The sequence below is a fragment of the Pseudoalteromonas sp. G4 genome, assembly GCF_028875915.1.
Lineage (GTDB): Bacteria > Pseudomonadota > Gammaproteobacteria > Enterobacterales > Alteromonadaceae > Pseudoalteromonas.
This window is the reverse complement of the sequence record NZ_JAPEHW010000001.1, coordinates 174,816-195,385: the sequence shown is the minus strand read 5'-3', so window position 1 is coordinate 195,385 and position 20,570 is coordinate 174,816. Positions and strand designations below refer to the sequence as shown.

19 protein-coding genes are annotated in these 20,570 nt (G+C 37.2%); 5 read left to right on the top strand and 14 right to left on the bottom strand.

Annotated elements, in window-relative coordinates:
• The first annotated feature begins 43 nt into the window (after window positions 1-43).
• Window positions 44-1,345, top strand: coding sequence for an ABC1 kinase family protein (locus ON073_RS00840; RefSeq protein WP_274759962.1), 1,302 nt, complete (start codon window positions 44-46; stop codon window positions 1,343-1,345).
• A gap of 22 nt (window positions 1,346-1,367) precedes the next feature.
• On the opposite strand, the gene ON073_RS00835 is transcribed toward ON073_RS00840, so the two are convergent.
• The 4 genes from ON073_RS00835 to ON073_RS00820 form a co-directional block, all read right to left on the bottom strand.
• Window positions 1,368-3,368 (bottom strand): methyl-accepting chemotaxis protein, encoded by a 2,001-nt coding sequence (locus ON073_RS00835; RefSeq protein ID WP_274759961.1) that lies wholly within the window; start codon window positions 3,366-3,368, stop codon window positions 1,368-1,370.
• A 116-nt stretch (window positions 3,369-3,484) separates the two neighbouring features.
• On the bottom strand, window positions 3,485-4,612 hold the full coding sequence (locus ON073_RS00830) for a DUF4785 domain-containing protein (protein ID WP_274759960.1): 1,128 nt from the start codon (window positions 4,610-4,612) through the stop codon (window positions 3,485-3,487).
• A 12-nt stretch (window positions 4,613-4,624) separates the two neighbouring features.
• Window positions 4,625-5,482, bottom strand: a complete 858-nt coding sequence (locus tag ON073_RS00825; protein WP_274759959.1) for a hypothetical protein — start codon at window positions 5,480-5,482, stop codon at window positions 4,625-4,627.
• Window positions 5,483-5,860: 378 nt separating this feature from the next.
• Complete coding sequence (locus tag ON073_RS00820; RefSeq protein ID WP_274759958.1) at window positions 5,861-6,298, bottom strand: Lrp/AsnC family transcriptional regulator; 438 nt, start codon at window positions 6,296-6,298, stop codon at window positions 5,861-5,863.
• A gap of 102 nt (window positions 6,299-6,400) precedes the next feature.
• On the opposite strand from ON073_RS00820, the gene ON073_RS00815 reads away from it, so the two are divergent.
• Window positions 6,401-6,988 carry a LysE family translocator gene (locus ON073_RS00815; protein WP_274759957.1) on the top strand — a complete coding sequence of 196 codons (588 nt, stop codon included), beginning with the start codon at window positions 6,401-6,403 and terminating at the stop codon, window positions 6,986-6,988.
• A gap of 18 nt (window positions 6,989-7,006) precedes the next feature.
• Here the strand turns inward: ON073_RS00815 and ON073_RS00810 are convergent, their stop codons facing one another.
• Window positions 7,007-8,011: a substrate-binding domain-containing protein gene (locus ON073_RS00810; protein WP_274759956.1), complete on the bottom strand. Its 1,005-nt coding sequence runs from the start codon at window positions 8,009-8,011 to the stop codon at window positions 7,007-7,009.
• A 468-nt stretch (window positions 8,012-8,479) separates the two neighbouring features.
• On the opposite strand from ON073_RS00810, the gene ON073_RS00805 reads away from it, so the two are divergent.
• The 3 genes from ON073_RS00805 to ON073_RS00795 all read left to right on the top strand — a co-directional run bounded on the left by ON073_RS00805 (window position 8,480) and on the right by ON073_RS00795 (window position 11,497).
• Window positions 8,480-9,034, top strand: coding sequence for a GbsR/MarR family transcriptional regulator (locus ON073_RS00805; RefSeq protein WP_274759955.1), 555 nt, complete (start codon window positions 8,480-8,482; stop codon window positions 9,032-9,034).
• Between the two features lie 104 nt (window positions 9,035-9,138).
• Window positions 9,139-10,506 (top strand): cytochrome ubiquinol oxidase subunit I, encoded by a 1,368-nt coding sequence (locus ON073_RS00800; RefSeq protein ID WP_274759954.1) that lies wholly within the window; start codon window positions 9,139-9,141, stop codon window positions 10,504-10,506.
• On the top strand, window positions 10,499-11,497 hold the full coding sequence (locus ON073_RS00795; protein WP_274759953.1) for a cytochrome d ubiquinol oxidase subunit II: 999 nt from the start codon (window positions 10,499-10,501) through the stop codon (window positions 11,495-11,497). Before ON073_RS00800 ends, ON073_RS00795 begins: the two co-directional genes overlap by 8 nt.
• Window positions 11,498-11,538: 41 nt before the next feature.
• Here the strand turns inward: ON073_RS00795 and ON073_RS00790 are convergent, their stop codons facing one another.
• The 9 genes from ON073_RS00790 to hemA form a co-directional block, all read right to left on the bottom strand.
• Entirely contained in the window at window positions 11,539-11,943 is a 405-nt protein-coding gene (locus ON073_RS00790; protein WP_274759952.1) for a hypothetical protein, read from the bottom strand.
• Between the two features lie 238 nt (window positions 11,944-12,181).
• Window positions 12,182-13,030: a 3-deoxy-8-phosphooctulonate synthase gene (gene kdsA / locus ON073_RS00785; RefSeq protein WP_274759951.1), complete on the bottom strand. Its 849-nt coding sequence runs from the start codon at window positions 13,028-13,030 to the stop codon at window positions 12,182-12,184.
• A gap of 20 nt (window positions 13,031-13,050) precedes the next feature.
• The gene (locus ON073_RS00780) at window positions 13,051-14,301 is read right to left on the bottom strand and encodes a DUF819 family protein (protein ID WP_274759950.1); all 1,251 of its coding nucleotides are present in this window, start codon (window positions 14,299-14,301) and stop codon (window positions 13,051-13,053) included.
• Between the two features lie 29 nt (window positions 14,302-14,330).
• The gene (locus ON073_RS00775) at window positions 14,331-15,125 is read right to left on the bottom strand and encodes a tetratricopeptide repeat protein (RefSeq protein WP_274759949.1); all 795 of its coding nucleotides are present in this window, start codon (window positions 15,123-15,125) and stop codon (window positions 14,331-14,333) included.
• Window positions 15,126-15,322: 197 nt separating this feature from the next.
• The gene (locus tag ON073_RS00770; RefSeq protein ID WP_274759948.1) at window positions 15,323-15,697 is read right to left on the bottom strand and encodes a SirB2 family protein; all 375 of its coding nucleotides are present in this window, start codon (window positions 15,695-15,697) and stop codon (window positions 15,323-15,325) included.
• Between the two features lie 5 nt (window positions 15,698-15,702).
• Window positions 15,703-17,247, bottom strand: coding sequence for a DUF3369 domain-containing protein (locus ON073_RS00765; protein ID WP_274760021.1), 1,545 nt, complete (start codon window positions 17,245-17,247; stop codon window positions 15,703-15,705).
• Window positions 17,248-17,296: 49 nt separating this feature from the next.
• Window positions 17,297-18,145: a peptide chain release factor N(5)-glutamine methyltransferase gene (prmC, locus tag ON073_RS00760; protein WP_274759947.1), complete on the bottom strand. Its 849-nt coding sequence runs from the start codon at window positions 18,143-18,145 to the stop codon at window positions 17,297-17,299.
• Window positions 18,138-19,223: a peptide chain release factor 1 gene (prfA, locus tag ON073_RS00755; protein ID WP_274759946.1), complete on the bottom strand. Its 1,086-nt coding sequence runs from the start codon at window positions 19,221-19,223 to the stop codon at window positions 18,138-18,140. The genes prmC and prfA overlap by 8 nt, the downstream gene beginning before the upstream one ends.
• Window positions 19,224-19,239: 16 nt before the next feature.
• Window positions 19,240-20,493 carry a glutamyl-tRNA reductase gene (hemA, locus tag ON073_RS00750; protein WP_274759945.1) on the bottom strand — a complete coding sequence of 418 codons (1,254 nt, stop codon included), beginning with the start codon at window positions 20,491-20,493 and terminating at the stop codon, window positions 19,240-19,242.
• Between the last annotated feature and the right edge of the window lie 77 nt (window positions 20,494-20,570).

The following is a 20,570-nucleotide window of genomic DNA, read 5'->3' as shown; positions in this document are numbered from 1 at the left end:
TTAAGTTGAACGTATTGCCTTTTGCAATTTATTTGGAGGCAAAATGGTCAAAAAAGAGTTAAAAGTGCCTAGCTCGCGTTTTAGTAGAGCAACTAAATTAGGTGGCTTGTTTGCTAAAGTTGCTAGCAACGTGGCAGTTAATGGCACAAAACAATTTGTTGGTGGGCAAAAACCGACCTTTTCTGACTTACTGCTAACACCAAGTAATTTGCAAAAATTAGCCAATGAACTGGCCTCAATGCGAGGTGCGGCTATGAAATTAGGGCAATTACTTTCGATGGATGCGGGTGAATTTTTATCACCCGAACTCAGCCAGATTTTAGCGTCACTTCGTGATAACGCATATGCAATGCCCCACAAGCAACTCGTATCGGTTTTAAGTGACGAATGGGGAAAAGATTGGGTAAATAATTTTGCTTATTTCAATCTTAAACCATTTGCTTGTGCATCAATTGGCCAAGTGCATATAGCCCATGATGATGCAGGCAAAAAACTCGCCGTAAAACTTCAATATCCAGGTGTAAAAGATGCTATTGAAAGTGATGTTGCTAATCTTGGCCGCATTTTAAAGCTCTCTGGCCTTATTCCAAAACAAGTCGATTTAGATTCATTGTTAAACAAAACGGCAAAGCAACTGGCAAATGAAGCAAATTATATACGTGAAGCGCATTACATTTATTTGTTTGAAAGACATTTAGAAAGCACGTGTTTCACACTGCCTAAAGTGCACAATTTAAGCAATGAAAATATTCTGGTGATGAGTTTTATTGAAGGAATGCCGATTGAACAAACAGCACAACTTCCGCCATCTGTTAGAAATCACATCACTGAACAGTTGTTTTCCTTATTTTTTAACGAATTATTCAATATTCGTTTAATGCAAACAGACCCCAATTTTGCTAATTATTTGTATGATGAAAATACCCAAACCATCGGATTATTAGACTTTGGCGCAACGCGAGAAATATCAAATGAAATATCCTCTGGTTATTTAGCTCTTTTTAAAGCACTTTATCTAGAAGATAAAGACCAAATAGAACGCGCCGCCCGCGATATCGGATTTTTTAAACAACATATTGATGTTGAATATTTAGAAAAAATCCTCGATTTATTTGAAATCGCATCACAACCAATACGTTATAACGGAGAATATGATTTCTCCACTTGTGATATTGCATCAATTTTACGAATAGAAAGCCAAAGCATTAATAAACAAAAGGATCAATGGCACACACCACCTGTCGATGCGCTTTTTATTCATCGAAAAATTGCCGGGCTGTATTTAATTGCCAAACGGCTCAATGCTAAGGTAAATGTTCAGATGCTTCTGTTACCTTACTTATAAAACCTCTTTTACGGCCAAATATTTAAAGTTTAAAGCGATTTAACGCCTCGCTTACCTTGTGGCCTAACTCGTTTATTTGGCCAATATTTTCACTTAGTGCTAAGACTTCGTTACTGTTGTGTTCAGCACTTTTCTCTACCTCTTGCATACGGTTAACAATATCTTGCGCCATGGCACTTTGTGTCGCACTTGAATTATCAATTTGATTGCTTTGTTCTGCTAACCGCGACAAGCTTTGTTCAATGCTATCAACAGCAGCGGTTAATGTTGCACTTCGTTCTGTACATGTAATCGCAACTTCTTGCCCTTGGTTTATTGTACTTTGCGCTTCACTTGTACCCGTTTGCAAACGATTAATCATTTGCGCAATCTCTTTGGTAGACTCTTGTGTGCGTGATGCCAGCAATCTAACTTCGTCAGCAACCACCGCAAAGCCGCGCCCTTGCTCACCTGCCCTAGCAGCTTCAATGGCTGCATTTAATGCCAATAAATTAGTTTGTTCCGCAATTGCAACAATTGTATCTAAAATGCTGCCAATATTACTTGATTGTGCTGAAAGCTCGTCCATCAATTTTACTGAAGTATTTAAATTTGAAGCAAGCATTTGAATCTGCTCTCTATTTTGAGTTGCCAGATTGAGCACTGCATCACTTTGTTTGCTTGCTTCTAAAATATCATTGCTGCTTTGCTTAGTTTGAATATTGACTAAATCTGCACTTGCATGCACATCTTCGGCTAGTGACGTTGTATGTTTTGCACGTTCAATTTGTTTTTCTGCATTTGCTGATACGGTATTGCTTCTTTTTGACGAGTTCTCTAAACGTTCTTCGAGTAATACAACTTGTGCAAAAATATCATTAATTAATTCTTTTAAGTTGCTGATCACGCGATTAAGTTTGTCACTTATCTCACCAAATTCATCATCATTTAATTTTCTAGCGTTTGTTGAGAAGTCACCATCCGCTATTTTAGTGAGAGATTCATTAATATAGCCAAGCGGTGCGATAATTGCTTTTATCGTAAGTGTTGCAATAACAATGGCAGCTAACAAAAATACAATCGCAATTGAGATTAATAGCACTTTATTATCATCTATTTTATTATCTGCTATTTTTTGGTATCGATTAACAATTTCGCCTGCACTTTGCTTTATTTGATGAATTGAGTCTGAAATTGAATCAGACAGAACTTCCATCTTTTGATAGCTTGCTTCAATTTGTTCAAACTTATTCCACTGTTTTTTTTGTTGTAAATATAACTCACCAGGGTTATCAATATTCTCGTCAAATATGGCTAAGTTTTGCTCAAATTGCTGTTTAAACTCACCACTCTCTAACGACGTTAATTGTTGCAATAAAAAATTATAATTATCTTTGATGTTGGCAATTAAAAAGCGTGTATCATTTTGGTGCTTTTCCTGTGTTTCAAGTGGAAGAGTTTGTAAGAGTCCGTTAGTAAGTTCAGTGAGATTAAACAGCATATCGTCGATACGTACTACCGTGCCCATTACTTCATCTAACAATCGACCATTTAATCCATCTAACGTTTCTAAATCGTAAAGCAAATCTGAGCTGTGTTTTATCAAGTCTAACTGCGTTGACAAGAGTGCTTGGTTGTCATTTTTAGCCTCAATATAGGCTTTCTTATTGACAACTAAGTTTTCAGCAGATTCAATCAATGAAATTGATTGTTGATTAAGCTTATTTAAATCTATTGCATAGTCTGTATTTGTTTTTAATATCGCTAATAGATTTTGCTTTAACTGCTTGTTCTGCATTGCCAATTTTTCTATTGCCGTTATTTTGGAAGCCCCATAGATACCATTGGCATTTTTGGTATAGTTCAAAATAATTGATTGGATATCATCCGCATTACGCTGAATTGGCAATGCTTCCTCTTTGATATTTAAATATGCACGTTCAATGTTTGCGAGCGAAAAGTAGAAAAATACACATACACCTGCAAGCAAGATCCCAACTGATGCAAAGCCAAATGTTATTTTTTGCTTTACCGTTAACACCATTGTTTGGCCCCTTTAAATAGTGCGTTTTACTGAGTATAACGTAATATTTCTAAAGTGATTTTTTATAAATAAGAAAATACGCCAAAGTGATTGGCGTATTTATTAGACTAGTTTGATTAAGGTAGTAGTTTAGGTTTCAAATTATATTGTGGTTTAGGTGTCTCTAACACAAGTAAACGACTGTGATCTTTTAATGTCAGATTTGTAAGTCGGTATTCTTTAAAATTACTACTCACATTAAATGGAATTTCAAACTTACCATCACTTGAAAATGTTTTAGCCATTTCTACTGTTGCAATATTATGGAAACGTTTTCCATCATCACTTCCTTGTAAAGTTGCTTGAATGCTAAATTTACCCGGCTCATTAACAGCTAATTGAACAGATGCGCTTACCGTATTATTCAATTCTTTAAAGTTATAATCTGGCAGTGTTTTTGCTGTTTGCTTACTATTTACAAATGGTACTTTGATTGTGCGTTTAATTGGCATATTTGATTGTATAGCATCAACTTGCAGCTCTAATTCATATAAACCGTTAATTGCACCTACATAATCAAGCGGCTCACTAAACTTAGCACCATTTTGTGTAACATTTACATCAACCGATTGATTTGTCGGGCTTTTCAAACGTGCGGAAACGTTAGTTACTTTAATGCTAGGATCAGTAAATTTAAGTGACTGAAATGCAAATAAGTTTGATGTGTTTTTCATTTCATTTACTGAAACCACATTTAAAATTGCATTACTTTCTTTTTCTTTTACATGCACCAAATAGTGCGACGAATCATCAAGATATTGTTCTGTTTTAAGCACAAACTTTTGTAACGCTTTATTTGATTTTACCTTTAGCGCAACACTGCCATCTGAAAAGCCTGCATCATCCATTTCTTTTTGGGCAAATACATGTTCAGCAAAACCTTCTTCATTTTGTAGACCATCAACTGATATTAACTTGAGTGAACGCACATCAAGTGGCTCAATGTAGGGTTGCTCATCATTTTTATGGGTGATCTTTGGCGCAACACGAACAAAACTATTAGGTGCAGAAAGTGGTAAATCGACACCATTTCTTAACTGCTTACCAGATACAGTGATCCAATATTCATTGCTTGTAATAGATTGAGTAGTATTTTTTTCAACTCGTGGTTGTACTTGTTTAAATTGATATACAACGTCATTTGAGTAAGCATTTGCAGCAGTAACTAAACCACAACAAAGCGTTAATAAGGTAAGTTTTTTCATTATTATTATTCCTTAAATGCGGTTACGTAAAAGACCATCAAGGTTAAAACATTTACGTCGGCTTTGATGATGACTTAATGGTTCACTGCCTCTTGTCCGGTTTTTGTCTTTAAACCACACGCTTCCTGCAAGTGATTGTGAACTACATTCAAGGAAACCATCTGAGCAATTATCTAACCAATTTTGGGTTACCTCCAAAGCAACTTGATATTGATAACCACCACAATAACTATCACCGTCCCAAATCGCCGAATCCACATCACTACCAACCACTACTTCAAATTGCGAGCTAAGCGCAGGCCTATTTGGAGTGCCATTCAACCAGTTTTGATTATAGTGTGCCATCCAGCCAACTTGCTGCTGTTTAACGGCATCACTGCCATAGCCTAAAATCCAGCCAAGCGTTGTTTCAAATGAATTACCCGTAGTTACCGCATCAGCCAAAGGTGTGCCGCCTGATGAAGGTGCCAAAGCAATTGTTTTGGAAACAGTATTAATGATTTTTACAAAACGACTATTCCAAGTAGGGTTTGATAGAATCCAACGTACAACATTACCACCATTTGAATGTGTAATAAGGGTTAGAGAGGTAATATTCTTACTCTCGATAAATGTGGTTAATTGTTCAGCTAAACATCCGGATGCACGCGCATCCCACATATACTGATCAAAGTCACAATTTATAACTGTAACATTATTGGTGTTAGAAAGGCCTTGTTTAACCGAGTTTACAAAGTCGCCTGTCCAGTAATCATTGTAAGCATCCGTTTGATTTCCAGTGCCATGAATAAAGGCGAGTCCTTGACTAGCAAATAAGCTATTGCTTGCGTACAACATCACCGCATAAGCTATTATTTTAATTATTTTCATACTGTGTGTTCCTAATTATTATTTTGTGATCGGAGGAGTGACCTCCGATCACAAAATAACCAATTTAGGTACATTTACAATATTTTTTTACACTTTATTAACAATCGGTATGAATGGCACATTTGTTATTACAGATTTATGTCAATACTACATACTCTACATAACTAAATAATATAGCTCTTGCCTTAAATTGTATTAATAAATCAAAATATTGATATTTAAAGACTTTTAGATTATGTGTTAAGTGACTAAGTAAAACAGCTCTCAAAATGAACCTTACTAACCGATAATTACCTAGAAACAACATTAGGCTAACCAGAAAGCTATTTATACGCTTTGGAGAACTGCAAATAAATTGCTAGCACTATGGCTCGCTAATCAAGAATCCTTTACCGAAGCCATTACAACATGCGTTGTAATCGTCGCCACTTGTTCAATATCACCCAATACATTCGTATGAAATTGCTTGTAACTTTTAAGGTCAGCAGTTTCTACTCGCAAAATATATTCAAAAGCACCGGTAACGTTATGACATTCGAGTACTTCTTTTGATAATGTAATTGCTTGCTCAAATTGTGTTTGCGCAGCTTTTGTATGCACAGATAATCCTACGGTCACAAATGCTTTAAAACCTATACCTAACTGCTCTGTATCAATCGTCGCTTTGTAGCCTTTTATCACCTTTTTACGTTCTAAATCCTGAACACGCCTTAGACATGCCGACGGTGATAATCCGATCCGTTCAGCAAGTTCTATGTTTGATATATTGCTATTGCGAGTTAACTCAAACAATATTTGTTCGTTATATTTATCCATGCTTAATTAAAATTGTTCTAAATACTTATAGATAACAATATAAGATGCCAAATTGCGTTAAAAGTAAATTATTCTCTTGTTTAATCTACTGGAGAATAATCTATGAATACAGAAATACTCATTGCCCTAGTCACGTTTTGCTTCGTCTCTTCAATAACTCCTGGTCCTAATAATTTATTGTTGCTTAGCTCTGGATTAAATTTTGGTCTAAAGCGTTCACTGAATCATCTATTTGGTGTGACGTTTGGCTTTGCCATGATGGTCTTACTGGTCGGTATTGGTATTGGAAAACTGTTTAACCTTTTTCCAATAAGTTATGAAATATTAAAATGGGTAAGTATTATCTACCTAAGTTATTTGGCTTATAAAATTGCCAACAACCATGTTGTTAAATGCGATTCAGCTAACCCACAACCATTTACTTTTTTACAGGCAGTAATATTTCAATGGGTTAACCCAAAAGCATGGACAATGGCGATAAGTGTGAATGCCATCTATGCAAACGAACAAACGCTAAGTGCCGTTTTATTTGTAACTTTTGTATTTCTACTTGTGAATTTTCCAGCCATTTTCTGCTGGTTGGTACTAGGAAAACAAATGAAGCGATTTATTGAATCACCACTAAAAGTTAAGTTATTTAATTGGATTATGGCCGCGCTTTTAGTGTGTTCAATAGTGCCAATGCTGTAAAGCGGACACATGAATACATTAATAATTTACAGTGCATGTTTGTACGTTGTTTTTATCGCAATAATGAAAGCCTAAATAAGTAAATTCTTGTTTGGGCTTTTCTTTGCTTTGTAAAAACTGATAGAGGTATTCAGCCCCTTTTTTTCCCATATCAAACGGTTTTTGACCAATATTTACCGTCGATAGGCCTTTTTCAAGTGCTTTTAGTTGTAGCGCTTCTGTATCTGCTGACACTATAACAACTTGATCTTTTTTGATCTTATTTTTAAAAAGTGCCATTTGTTCAATATAACGCGGGTTAAATTGTGCAAAGCCTGCAACTGCTACAAAAATTGGAGAAGGTTCTAATTTTAGTTTGCCTACCATTTGGCTTAATGCCAGACCGCGTTTGCCTAAACTATAAAGTGGACATAATTCATGTTCATACCAGCCTTGCTGCCCTTTCAAGCGTTGAATACTCTGCCCACTTAGCGCATGACGAACACCTTTTATACGCTCGTTTAAATTAGGTGTTGATGGGTGACCCGATTGCAAACAAACCGTATTTTTATTTTTAACATGATCTTTGATGTATTGACCTAGCGCAACGCCAAAATCAAAGTTATTGGTACCTACATAAGCCATACGATAATCATGATGTTGCGGTAGTAAGTCTGAATCAAACGTAATTACAGGAATATTTCTCTCATACGCTCTTTTTAATGCACCATTCACCAAAAACTCAGAATCTGTGGTTGATATAAGTAATGCATTAACGCCATTATCAATCAGACGATTTACTTTTAATACTTGACCACGAATATCTTGAAAATCGTCAGCACCATCATAAATGCATCTTAAATCGGGAACGCTTTTGGCTACTGCTTCACACCCTTTAAACGACTGAATATAAAAACTATCATTTTTAGTTTTGCCAATCACACCAATTGTGTAATTAGCAGAAGTTGTAAAGCTTAAGAAAAGTAATAATGAATTAAATAAGAAAGAAGTGATAAAGGTTAAATAGCTTGTTTTATTCCACATGGATACTGCACATCAATAAATTTCAATAAGAGTATAGAAGTATTATTACCAATTATTAAACAATAAATTTACGATTTTTTTTAATTAATATTTATAACTGCCTAATTCGCCGCATAAAAAAAGAAGTTTTCAGTATCACTTATAATGTTAAAACCATCCATGCACACTTAAAATTGCGATGAACAACACAAGCATAACAACAGTTTTAATCTATAAAAGCACAATAAAGACATTTTAACTCCCAAATTAAAACATAACTCATATTAATGAAGCTTTTATTAATCACCCTATTTTGGCTTCAGTTCTAGCCAAATTGATACATCATAAATTCATATAAAAATCACCTATATCGTTACTAAATCTAAAAGCCCTTCAATTTATTTCCTGTTATCTCAATAAAAATATTGATCTACATCAAGTATACAATTACCATTATTTTAAAGTTTCAGAAATTATTGAAAGTTTAAAATGTTATTAACACCAAAAATCGAAAGTTTTGTCATGCACTGCGGTGAAATGGGCAGTCGTTGGGGATTTAACCGTACAATTGGCCAAATCATGGGATTATTACTCATGAGTGAACAGCCCCTTAGTGCCGTTGATTTGTCAGAGACTCTTAATATCTCTCGCGGTAATGTCAGTATGGCAATTAAAGAGCTGCAGTCATGGCGTTTAGTATCTGTTATTCATAAACCAGGTGATAGAAAAGACTATTACGCACCTGCTGGTGATATTTGGGAGTTAGCAAACCGAGTTTTCGAAGAGCGCAGAAAAAGAGAGATGGACCCAACCCTATCTCTCTTGCGCGCTTCTATTATCGACGAGCCCGCGAATGCCGAAGAAGCATATGCACAAGATAAAATGGCTGAAATCCATGATTTACTTGAAACAATCACAGTCTGGGCAAGTGAATTACAAAGTATGAGCCCAGAGAAGTTAACCACATTAATGAAGCTTGGCTCTGGTGTAGTCAAAGTACTCGAATTTAAAGATAAGGTTTTAAAAAGCGGTAATGGTAAATAACCATTCCGCTTTTTTTGTGCACCAAATAAGGTGTTTTTTGTCGTCGTGCTATTCAATACATTTTTAAAGGAATAAGTATTGATAGCCTCATTTTGGGGTTGTTTATGTTGGATACATTAATGCTTTCACGCATACAGTTTGCGGCCAACATTAGTTTTCATATTTTATTTCCCACTATTACCATCGCTTTGTGTTGGTTTTTAGTATTCTTTAAAGTCAGATTTGATATGACAGGTAATCCTGTTTGGATGCGTGCATATCGTTTTTGGGTGAAAATTTTCGCTTTATCCTTTGCTTTAGGAGTGGTTAGTGGCATTACGATGTCTTTTCAATTTGGCACAAATTGGCCAGGTTTTATGGAAAAGGTCGGTAATATTGCAGGCCCTCTTCTCGGTTATGAAGTGCTTACGGCATTTTTCTTAGAAGCCACATTTTTAGGCATTATGCTCTTTGGTATTAAACGTGTGCCACCGAAAGTCCATACCCTTGCATGCTTTATTGTTGCTCTTGGTACTACGCTATCAGCTTTTTGGATTTTGAGCCTAAATTCATGGATGCAAACACCGACAGGCTTTGAGATGCGAGACGGGGTTGCGTATCCAACAGATTGGTTTGCAATAATTTTTAATCCAAGTTTTCCGTACCGTTTAACTCATATGCTGCTTGCATCAGGCTTAACTGCAAGTTTTTTAATTATTGGTATTAGTTGTTATCGATTATTAAAAGGTGATGACAAACAAGCCCCCAAACTAACACTAAAAGTCGCATTAATTGTTGCCGCAGTGCTTGCTCCACTTCAAGCATTTGTAGGTGATTTGCATGGTTTAAATACACTCAAGCATCAGCCGCAAAAAATTGCTGCAATGGAAGGCGTTTGGCATAGCGAAAAAGGCGCGCCTTTATTGCTATTTGCCATACCTGATGAAGAAAGCCGCACTAACCACTTCGAGATAGGTATTCCAAACATGGCCAGTTTTATTCTTACCCATGACTGGGAAGGTGAAATAAAAGGGCTTAATGAATTTATTGGCGAGCACCCTCCTGTAAAACCTGTCTTTTTTGGTTTTAGAATTATGGTTGGCCTTGGATTATTGATGATTGCTGCGTCTTGGTTTGGTGTTTATCAGCTTAAAAAACGAAAAAAATTGCCAATTTGGTTAATGCGTAGCTTTGTATTACTTACCTTTTCAGGCTGGCTTGCAACTCTTGCTGGTTGGTATGTAACAGAAATTGGCAGACAACCTTATCTTGTCAGTGGTGTATTAAAAGTATCGGACGCTGCAACTCAAATTGCCCCAGCAAATGTTGGCTTTAGCTTAGCAATGTATCTAAGTGTTTATGCCGTCTTACTAGTCGCTTACCTTCACACTGTCTTTTTAATGGCACGCCGTGCAGTAGAAATTGAAGAGTTTGATATGGCTGAACAACCTATCAAAACAATTTCACCAAATGGAGAGAATGCTTATGTTTGATCAAAATACGCTTGCTGTGATTTTTGTATCCCTAATGGGCTTAGCTACCTTAATGTATGCTGTTTTAGATGGTTATGATTTGGGAGTCGGTATTTTATTGCCTCTAGATAATGAAACAGATGCTGATACCATGATTGCTTCTATAGGCCCTTTTTGGGATGCCAATGAAACTTGGCTGGTGCTTGCAATTGGTTTGCTATTAATTGCTTTTCCCACAGCGCACAGCATTGTATTGCAGGCACTTTATATTCCCTGCACTTTCATGTTGATTGCTTTAATAATGCGAGGTGTTGCATTTGATTTTAGAGCTAAAGCAATTGTAGCCCATAAACGAAGTTGGGATACCGTGTTCAAATTAGGTTCACTGCTTGCGTCACTTGCTCAAGGTTATATGCTTGGTTTATATGTAATGGGGTTTAATAATAGTTTTGAATCTCATGGTTTTGCAGTCTTAAGTGCAATTGGCGTAACCGCGGCGTATTCATTTATTGGTAGTGCATGGCTTGTAATGAAAACTGAAGATGCACTGCAGAAAAAGGCCATATCTGTATGTAAATCCACTGTTATAATCACTTTTCTGGGTATTTTTTCAGTGTCATTAGTGAATCTCTTTATTTCACCTGAAATATATTTAAAGTGGTTTACCTTCCCTTATGCGTTGATTTTAATTCCAATTCCGCTTATTTGCGCCAGTTTTTTTGTTTTATGTTGGTTTGTATTAAAGCGTTTAGAGTGCAAGCCTAATATCGGAGCGAGCCTGCCTTTTATTTTTGCCTTGTTGATATTTTCACTGTCATTCTTTGGCTTAGCATTTAGCTTCTTCCCTGAAATCGTTCCAGGAAAGTTAACTATTTGGCAAGCTGTTGCAGCGCCTGAATCACTTAACTTTTTACTGTGGGGAGCATTAATTGTTGTGCCAACAATTTTAGCGTATACGGCGTTTTCTTACAGGGTGTTTTGGGGCAAAGTTGACGAGTTACGTTACTATTAACATTATAAAAAAGTGTAGCCTTTGGCTACACTTTCATTCAATTAGAAATAAAGGCTTTCTACAATTTCACCAGCAATTTTAACTTCACATTTATCACCAGATTTAGAGTTAGATGACTGAATTGCGCCAGCTACCGCACCAAAAACACCACCTTGATTATTCAATACCGAGCTAAAGTAACAATAGCTTGAAACATTCACATCTTGGTAATTTGTATCTAAGTTAAGTGTTGGTGTATACGGCGGGAAACGGCCCTTCATTACAGGATCACCATTCACAGTTAGCTGTACTTCATTACGTTTTGTGTCGTACTGACCACCAAAAACATACGTTTTTCCATTATATGCTATGGTTTTTTCTTGTGCTTGAATTGGTGGTGTAGAGCCACAACCTGCAAGAGTAAGTGAAGAAAGTACAACGAGTGAAAGTGTGATTGATCTTAACATTTTTCAATTTCCATATAAAAATAAGACTTAAATACTCTACGTTATTGGAAATTCTGGTTCAAGCATTTCTATTAAAGAGTTCGAGTTAAAATTCTAATCAAAGGAATTTAAACACTATAAAAGCTGAACCTGCGTTGTTTGAGATTTCTTTTTTTTAATAATTTGAAGTTAGTAAACAGCTAGTATGAATTTTTAAATACAAAAAAACACCGGCGTTTGCCGGTGTTTTTTTAAGTTATTAACTTGCAGAAGTATCTAATGGCTCAAAGCTTTTCACAAGCTCATCTACCGCTTTCATTTGACTTAAATACCCTTCAAGCTTTGCAAGCGGCAATGCGCACGGACCATCACATTTTGCAATGTTAGGATCAGGGTGAGCTTCGATAAATAAACCTGCTAAGCCTAATGCCATTCCGCTTCTTGCCAGTTCTGCTGCTTGTGCACGACGGCCATCTGCTGAATCGGCACGTCCTCCTGGGCGTTGTAATGCGTGAGTTGCGTCAAAAATAACGGGCGCTTGATGCTTCATATCATCCATTCCCAGCATATCAACAACGAGGTTATTGTAGCCAAAGCTCGAACCACGCTCACACAAAATAACTTGGTCGTTACCTGCTTCATTAATTTTTTTAATAATATGACGCATTTCGTGAGGTGCTAAAAACTGTGGTTTTTTAACATTTATCACTGCACCTGTTTTAGCCATTGCAACAACAAGATCTGTTTGACGAGCTAAAAATGCTGGCAATTGAATTACATCAACAACCTCAGCAACAGGTGCTGCTTGATATGGTTCATGCACATCTGTAATTATTGGCACATTAAAAGTGTTCTTAATTTCTTCAAATATTTTAAGACCCTCATCTAAACCAGGGCCACGATATGAATTTATTGAAGAGCGATTTGCTTTATCAAATGACGCTTTAAACACATATGGAATATTTAGCTTTGATGTAACTTCAAGATAATGCTCTGCAATTTGCATTGCCAGGTCACGTGATTCAAGCACGTTCATTCCGCCAAATAAAACAAATGGCTTGTCGTTGGCAACGTCGCAGTTACCTACTTTAATAATTTGTGTATTCATTCAAATTCCTAACTGAATTATTAACTTCCAACGAGTTGTAAGACCTGTCCGCAGAACCAAGCCGCATAAGTACCTAAAGCATAACCTAACACAGCTAACAGTACCCCAACAGGTGCTAATGCAGGATGAAACGCGGAAGCAACAACAGGTGCTGACGCTGCGCCACCAATATTTGCTTTACTGCCTACTGCAACATAAAAAACAGGCGCTTTAATTAGCTTAGCAACAACAAATAATAAAATGACATGCACAGCCATCCAGATTAAACCAATAATAACGTATTTCGGTGCTTCAAAAACTTTACCAATATCCATATGAAGACCAATAGTGGCAACAAGAATATATAAAAATGCACCGCCCACTTTAGATGCACCTACTGCTTCAAATTGACGTGCTTTGGTAAATGACAAGCTAAGACCTATTGTTGTGACAACAAAGATGATCCAGAATAATTTTGAATGCAGTGAAAACTTTTCGAGTTCGGGATAATTCGCTTGGAAAAAAGGCACTGCAGTGTCTGCAATTAGGTGCGCAAAACCTGTTGCACCAAAACCAAAAGCGACTAATAGCATTAAATCTCGTAATTCTGGTTTACGTGAATTCTGCTTCTCAAAATGGGTTACTGTATCAATTAGTTTATCAATAGAGCTGGTATCAGCACCGGTATGCTTATCAATTTCTTTGTGGCGTGCCGCAAGATATAACAGGCCTGCCATCCAAATATTGGCTACAACAATGTCTACTGTCACCATAATTGTGAAGATATCACCATTGGCTTGGTAAATTTCTTTCATCGCAACCATGTTGGCGCCACCACCAATCCAACTACCAGCAAGTGCCGCCATACCACGCCATAATTCGCCTGCACCATCTACGCCTAACAATTCTGGCATCAAAGTCGCGGCTACTAAAAGCGCAATTGGTCCACCGATCACAACCCCTACCGTACCAGTTAAAAACATAATAATTGCTTTAGGACCGAGGGCTGCAACTGCTTTTAAATCAATACTTAATGTTAATAACACTAAACAAGCAGGTAACAGATAATATTTAGCAACGGTATATACTTTGTTCCCTTCGCCATCCACTATGCCGAATGTATTTAATAATGACGGTAAGAAATAGCACATTAAAAGCGCTGGTACATATTTATAAAATTTTGCCCAAAAACCTCTTTTAAGATTAGATGTATAAAAAACAAATCCTAAAATAATGGCCAACATGCCCATAACGACTGCGTCGTTTGTGAACATAACCGAGTGAGAGTCCATTAGTTTGCTTCCTGTATTTTTGTTTTTAATTAATGAATGGTGCGAAGATGCTTATCCATTTCCTCAATTTGGCTTTGTAATAGCTCAATTGATGGGTCATCAGGGCATTCTTCAATAAACTTTTCAAAGTCTTTTTTAGCTAATTCGTCGCAGTTTAGATTTTGTAATAAATAGCCACGGTCACGAAGCTCATAAGGATCCCCCCCCGTTAAGACCATTAACTTTTCAACACATTTAAATGCTTCGCCGTAGCGTTTTTCGCTTATAAATGCCCATTTTTGATGTGCTAAAAATAATTTCTCAACGTCTTCTTCAAACAATTGCTGAAATGCATTTTCAAGGCTATTGTCTTCATCATTTTCAGGCTTGATATACCAACGCTGGGAGCCAGAACATGGGTCGATTAAATAGCCTTCGCCTTGGCTTACTTCCAGTAAAACCTGAATATCATTTTCAAAGACCAGCATTTCAACATCAAACCCGAGTTGCTCCATCACATACGTTAAAATCATACCAAGAGAAATTGTACTCCCAGTACGATAATGCAAGGTGTAAGCAACGCTGTTTAATAAACTCATCGGTACTTTCTGGCTGGTGCCACTAAAAGCCCAATCACTGTAAAAACTATCTAACAATGAATTTAGATTTTGCTCGATTGTGTTTTCGGATTTTTGTGTTTTAACAGCCATTAAGACAAGTTCAGAAAGTTTATCTTTACATGCAAGGTGGTCGAATTTATTGAGCCATGATGATTCATGATTTAAACACGTAAATACTGGCGCTTCGACTGCTGCTGTGTATTCTTCCTCAGAGATATCAAACATCAATACCCTTCGGTCTCATAGTTACTAAAAATTACTGCCAGTTTATCGTGTTTTACTATGAATACCAACGTTCACAGCAGAATAGATAAAGAATAGAGGCTAACTTTATGCTTTAGCTCAAAAAGAATTTGAATCTGTTAAACTTTGTTAAAAGTGAATTACTCAAAATACAAAAGAAAAGGCTGAAAAATCAGCCTTTAAAAAAGAAATGGTGTTTTGAACCTTGCAAGATAGAAAATTGCAAAAATAACTGTAGTTGCTAGCAACAATAAGGAAAGCTGGCCTTTTATGTGTTTTTGCCTTGCCATGAAAATGCCAACTGCAATATAAGCAACCACTAAAATAATCTTTTCTAGTAACCATGGTTGATTATGAGGACTCATTCCTAATGTCATTGCAAGTGCTACAGCAGAAATCAGCAACAGTGTATCTACACTATGACTACCTATAAAGAGCAATTTATTTTTAGCTAAATTAAGCTGTTTAATTCTTGCAAATGCTCGTATATAAAAGAGCACAACACTGATTAGTGCAAACAACATATGGGTATGTTTTAACGCTGTATATTCCATTTTTACTACTCTGGATAATTATTTAAAATTTGTTCAAAGGTATTAATATTGTTAAGTAATACATCAACCAATTTTGGTTCGAAATGTTTACCTCGTTGATTTGTTAATTCTTCAACAACTTGCTCTAATGTCCATGCTTCTTTATAACAACGCTTGTGTCTTAGCGCATCATAAACGTCAGCTAATGCGACAATTCGACCATAAATATGGATTTCTTCTTCTTTAAGACCGCGAGGATAACCCGTTCCATCCCACTTTTCATGATGGTCACGTGATAATATTGCACCAGCTTGAATTATGTCACGACGAGATCCTGCTAAAATATCATGGCCTTTTATGGCATGAGTTTGCATCACTTTCCATTCTGTATCATCCAACGCACCAGGTTTATGTAAAATAGTATCAGGAATACCCACTTTACCCACATCGTGTAATGGTGCTGCGTAACGAAGAATCTCAGCCTCTTTTTCAGTTAAACCATAGCCTTTGGCCAATTCATAACTGATTAAAGAAACACGTTTTACATGATTGCCTGTTTCGGAAGAGCGTTGCTCAACCGCTTCACTCAAGCGATATACGATTTCACGCTGTGTATCTTCAATTTCAGACTGTAATTGCACATTTTCGTAAGCAATTTGTACATTTTGAGAAAATATTTCAATCAGATCTTTATGTGTTTGAGTCAAACTTTTTGGAATACCCGACACATATAACATTGAGTTATGATTAAAACGGCTAGAGCAATACGCAAACAAATAATCTTCTTTATAAACAATACTCTTATTTTGCAGCGCTTCTTTACACGCTAGTAACTGGTTCTCCGTGAGGACATTACTAACAGGCTTGCCTTCACTTTTTTCGAATTCGCCCTGTCCAGCAAATACAATTAGTTCTTGTTCTTTTTCATTGGGATTGCTAGCAACAAGCGATGTGGCGTACATAGCTTCATCCACAGAGCCAAGAATAGAAGTCAGCTGCTGCATTACACCGTGGATAAACGTATCCATTGAATGTGCAGAAAATATGTCGCGTGATGCTGTGATAATTTTTTCAAGCCCTTGTCGCGAGTGTTCAATTGAAAGAATATCGCGGTAAGAGCGCAAGCTAGACATCACAACTGTAAACAGTTTTTGCGCGGTTAGTTCTGTTTTGGATTTGTAATCATTAATATCGTAATTAACAATTACATGGCGCTCAGGTGCTTGTCCTGGTTGACCTGTACGTAGAATAATACGTACGTGATTATTCTTGGCGTCTTCACGAATATATTGCGCAACTTTAAGACCCGCATCGTCCGTTTCCATCACCACATCAAGCAGCACAATTGCGGCATCGGGATGTGCAAGGATCAATTGCTCAGCTTCTTTACCTGAAAATGCGCTGAAAAACTCTAAACGTTTCCCTTGGAAAGAAAAATCACTCAGTGCAAGCTTTGTTACGGCATGAACTTCGGGTTCATCATCAACAATTAATACTTTCCAGCTGCCGTGGTTATTTTCTTGCTCAGGTGTTTGCTCTGATTCTTCTGAAAATAAAAAATCACTTGCCATCTTATCCATACCCCTTATGACTGCTTAGCTAACGCACCGATTTTAATAACTAATCTGGGTCCCATTTGGCTAAGGTAACACGGTCATTGCCGCCTAAATCTTTCTCTGTTGTTATAACTTTATATGCCATTTTTGCAAAAAAATCACGCACTAACTGACCTTGATCGTAACCATGTTCTATCAATAACCAGCCTTTTGCTTTCAAATATTTACGACTTGCTTTTATTATATGCTCAATATCCGCCATGCCCTGCTTTTTAGCAACCAATGCAGAAAGAGGTTCAAAACGAACATCGCCTTGTTGTAAGTGTGGATCTTGAGGGTCGATATAAGGAGGGTTTGAAACAATAATATCAAACTGTGAATCACTCAACGCATTAAACCAATCACTTTGTAAAATTTCAGCATTTTCAATTTGGAGCGCGTGTTTGTTTTCGGTAGCAAGTTCAACTGCTTCCGGTTTAAAATCAACCGCAGTTACTTGCCAATTCACAAGTTCACTAGCAAGCGATAAAGCAATCGCACCTGTGCCTGTGCCTAAATCAAGTAATTTGCCTGTCTTTTCTGTGGCTTTAGTTAATGCAAGTTCAACTAGCGTTTCGGTATCTGGACGCGGAATTAATGTCGCGGGACTTACTTTAAAATTTAGGCTCCAAAATTCACGGCACTGTGTAATATGCGCCACAGGTTTTCCCAACTTACGTTTTTCAATTGCAGCAATAAAGTGTGATTGCTGATCATCTGTAAGTTCTTTTTCAGGCCATGTAAAAAGATAGGTACGTGATTGGTTTATGGTCGCAAGAAGCAATACTTCAGCGTCTAATTTAGGGGATTCAGAGGTCGTATTTAAAGCACTTGCGCCAAACGCAAGTGCTTGTTCAAGTGAATAATTACTCATCGCCCATCGCTGCAAGTAGATCAGCTTGGTGTTCAAGCACAAGCGGATCAACAATTGAGCCTAAATCACCTTCAACTATTTCATTTAGCTTATAAAGCGTTAAATTAATACGGTGATCAGTTACACGACCTTGCGGATAGTTATAAGTACGAATACGTTCTGAACGGTCACCACTACCCACTAAGTTACGTCGTTCACTTGCCTCGGCAGCCATTCTCTTTTCATCTTCCGCTTGTTGTAAGCGTGATGCAAGTACACTTAGTGCTTTCGCTTTATTCTTATGCTGAGAACGCTCATCCTGACATTCAACAACCACGCCTGTTGGTAAGTGCGTAATACGAATTGCTGAGTCAGTTTTGTTTACGTGCTGACCACCGGCACCAGATGCACGGAAAGTATCGATTTTTAAATCTGACGGATTAATTTCAATTGCTTCAGCTTCTGGAATTTCAGCCATAACTGCAACAGTACAGGCTGACGTATGAACTCGACCCTGCGATTCAGTTTCGGGAACACGTTGTACTCGGTGCGCACCTGATTCAAATTTAAGTTTTCCGTAAACACCATCACCTGAAATATTAGCAATGATTTCTTTAAATCCACCGTGCTCACCTTCATTCGTGCTCACAATTTCAACTTTCCATTTCTGTGTTTCAGCGTAACGGCTATACATACGGAATAAATCACCTGCGAAAATAGCAGCTTCATCACCACCCGTACCTGCACGTACCTCTAAGAATACGTTGTTATTATCGCGTGGATCTTTTGGTAGCATAAGCACTTGAAGTTCATCTTCTAACGCTTCGATATTGGCTTTTGCTTCTTTAAATTCTTCTTGCGCCATTTCACGCATATCAGGGTCGTTGTCTTTTAGCATTTCTTCAGCTGTTGCAACGTCTTCTTCAGCTTGACGATATGCGTTAAATGCTTTTGTTACTTCTTCAAGTTCTGAGTACTCTTTTGATAACGAACGGAAACGGTCTTGGTCTGAAATAACTTCAGGGTCACTTAACAGTGCTTGTACTTCTTCGTAACGCTCAACCAGCGTTTCTAACTTTCTATAAACGGATTCTTTCATTTAAGCTTGACGCCTATTAATTATCTAAATCTAAAACTTTTTTGATTTGTGCAAGCTTGGCAATATCATCTTCTTCTGCCGCTTGCTTAATCGCTTTTGTAGGTGAATGTATAATGCGATTTGCTAATTTGTTAGCAAGCTCATTTAATACTTTCTCTGGATCTTTTCCTGATTTTAACTGACCTTGCGCCTTTTGTACTAACTCTAATTTTATTTGTTCAATATTTTCGCGGTAACTGCGAATTATATCGACAGAATCTAGCGCATTTCGCCAAGTGACAAATTCATTGGCTTTATTTACGATGATTTCTTCAGCTTCAGACGCAGCACGTTCACGGGATTCCATATTCTGATTAACAATCTCTTGCAAATCATCAACTGAATAGAGATATGCGTCATCAAGTTCTGCTACTTGCGCTTCAATATCACGCGGCACGGCAATATCTACTAAAAGCATCGGCTTATATCGACGCGCTTTAAGAGCTTGTTCAACCATTCCCTTACCAATAATCGGTAAAGTACTTGCTGTGGAGCTGATTACGATATCAGCTTCAATTAAACTTTCCGGCACACGTGCTAAAGGTACAACTTTCGCGTTAAATTCTGCTGCTAAATTTTCCGCTCTAGATAACGTACGGTTGGCAACCGTCATATGCTGACAGCCATTTTGATATAAATGACGTGCTACTAGCTCGATTGTTTCGCCTGCACCTATCAAAAGCACTTTGGTTGGTTCTAAATTACCGTAGATGTGTTTTGCTAGATTTACCGCAGCATAAGCTACAGAAACGGCACTCGCTCCGATATCTGTTTCGGTACGTACCTGTTTCGCTACTGAAAAACATTTCTGAAATAAGCGTTCAAGTAATGCATTAACAACCCCAGCTTGTTTCGCTTTAGCATAGGACTGTTTTATCTGACCAAGTATTTGTGGTTCACCTAATACCAATGAATCTAACCCGACCGATACGCGCATTAAATGTTGGATAGCCGCAAAGTCTTGATGCTGATAAATATGCTCAGCTAGTTCATTCTCACCAATTTTGTGAAATTGCGCTAACCACTCAATAAGCACTTGGGGATGTTGATTTTCAAGGATACAATAGAGTTCTGTACGATTACAGGTAGACACAACAACGGCTTCATTTACACCAGATTGTTGGCAAAGCTGAGAAAGGGCAACATCAATTTGCTCGGGTGAAAACGCCACGCGTTCTCTGAGTTCTACTGATGCTGTTTTATGATTAATGCCTAAAGCAACTATGGTCATTATGTCTACAATTTGTTTTTAGCACGTTTTAAAGCGATTAATTTTACGTAAATCAAGTCAATAAAAAAAGTAAGGAT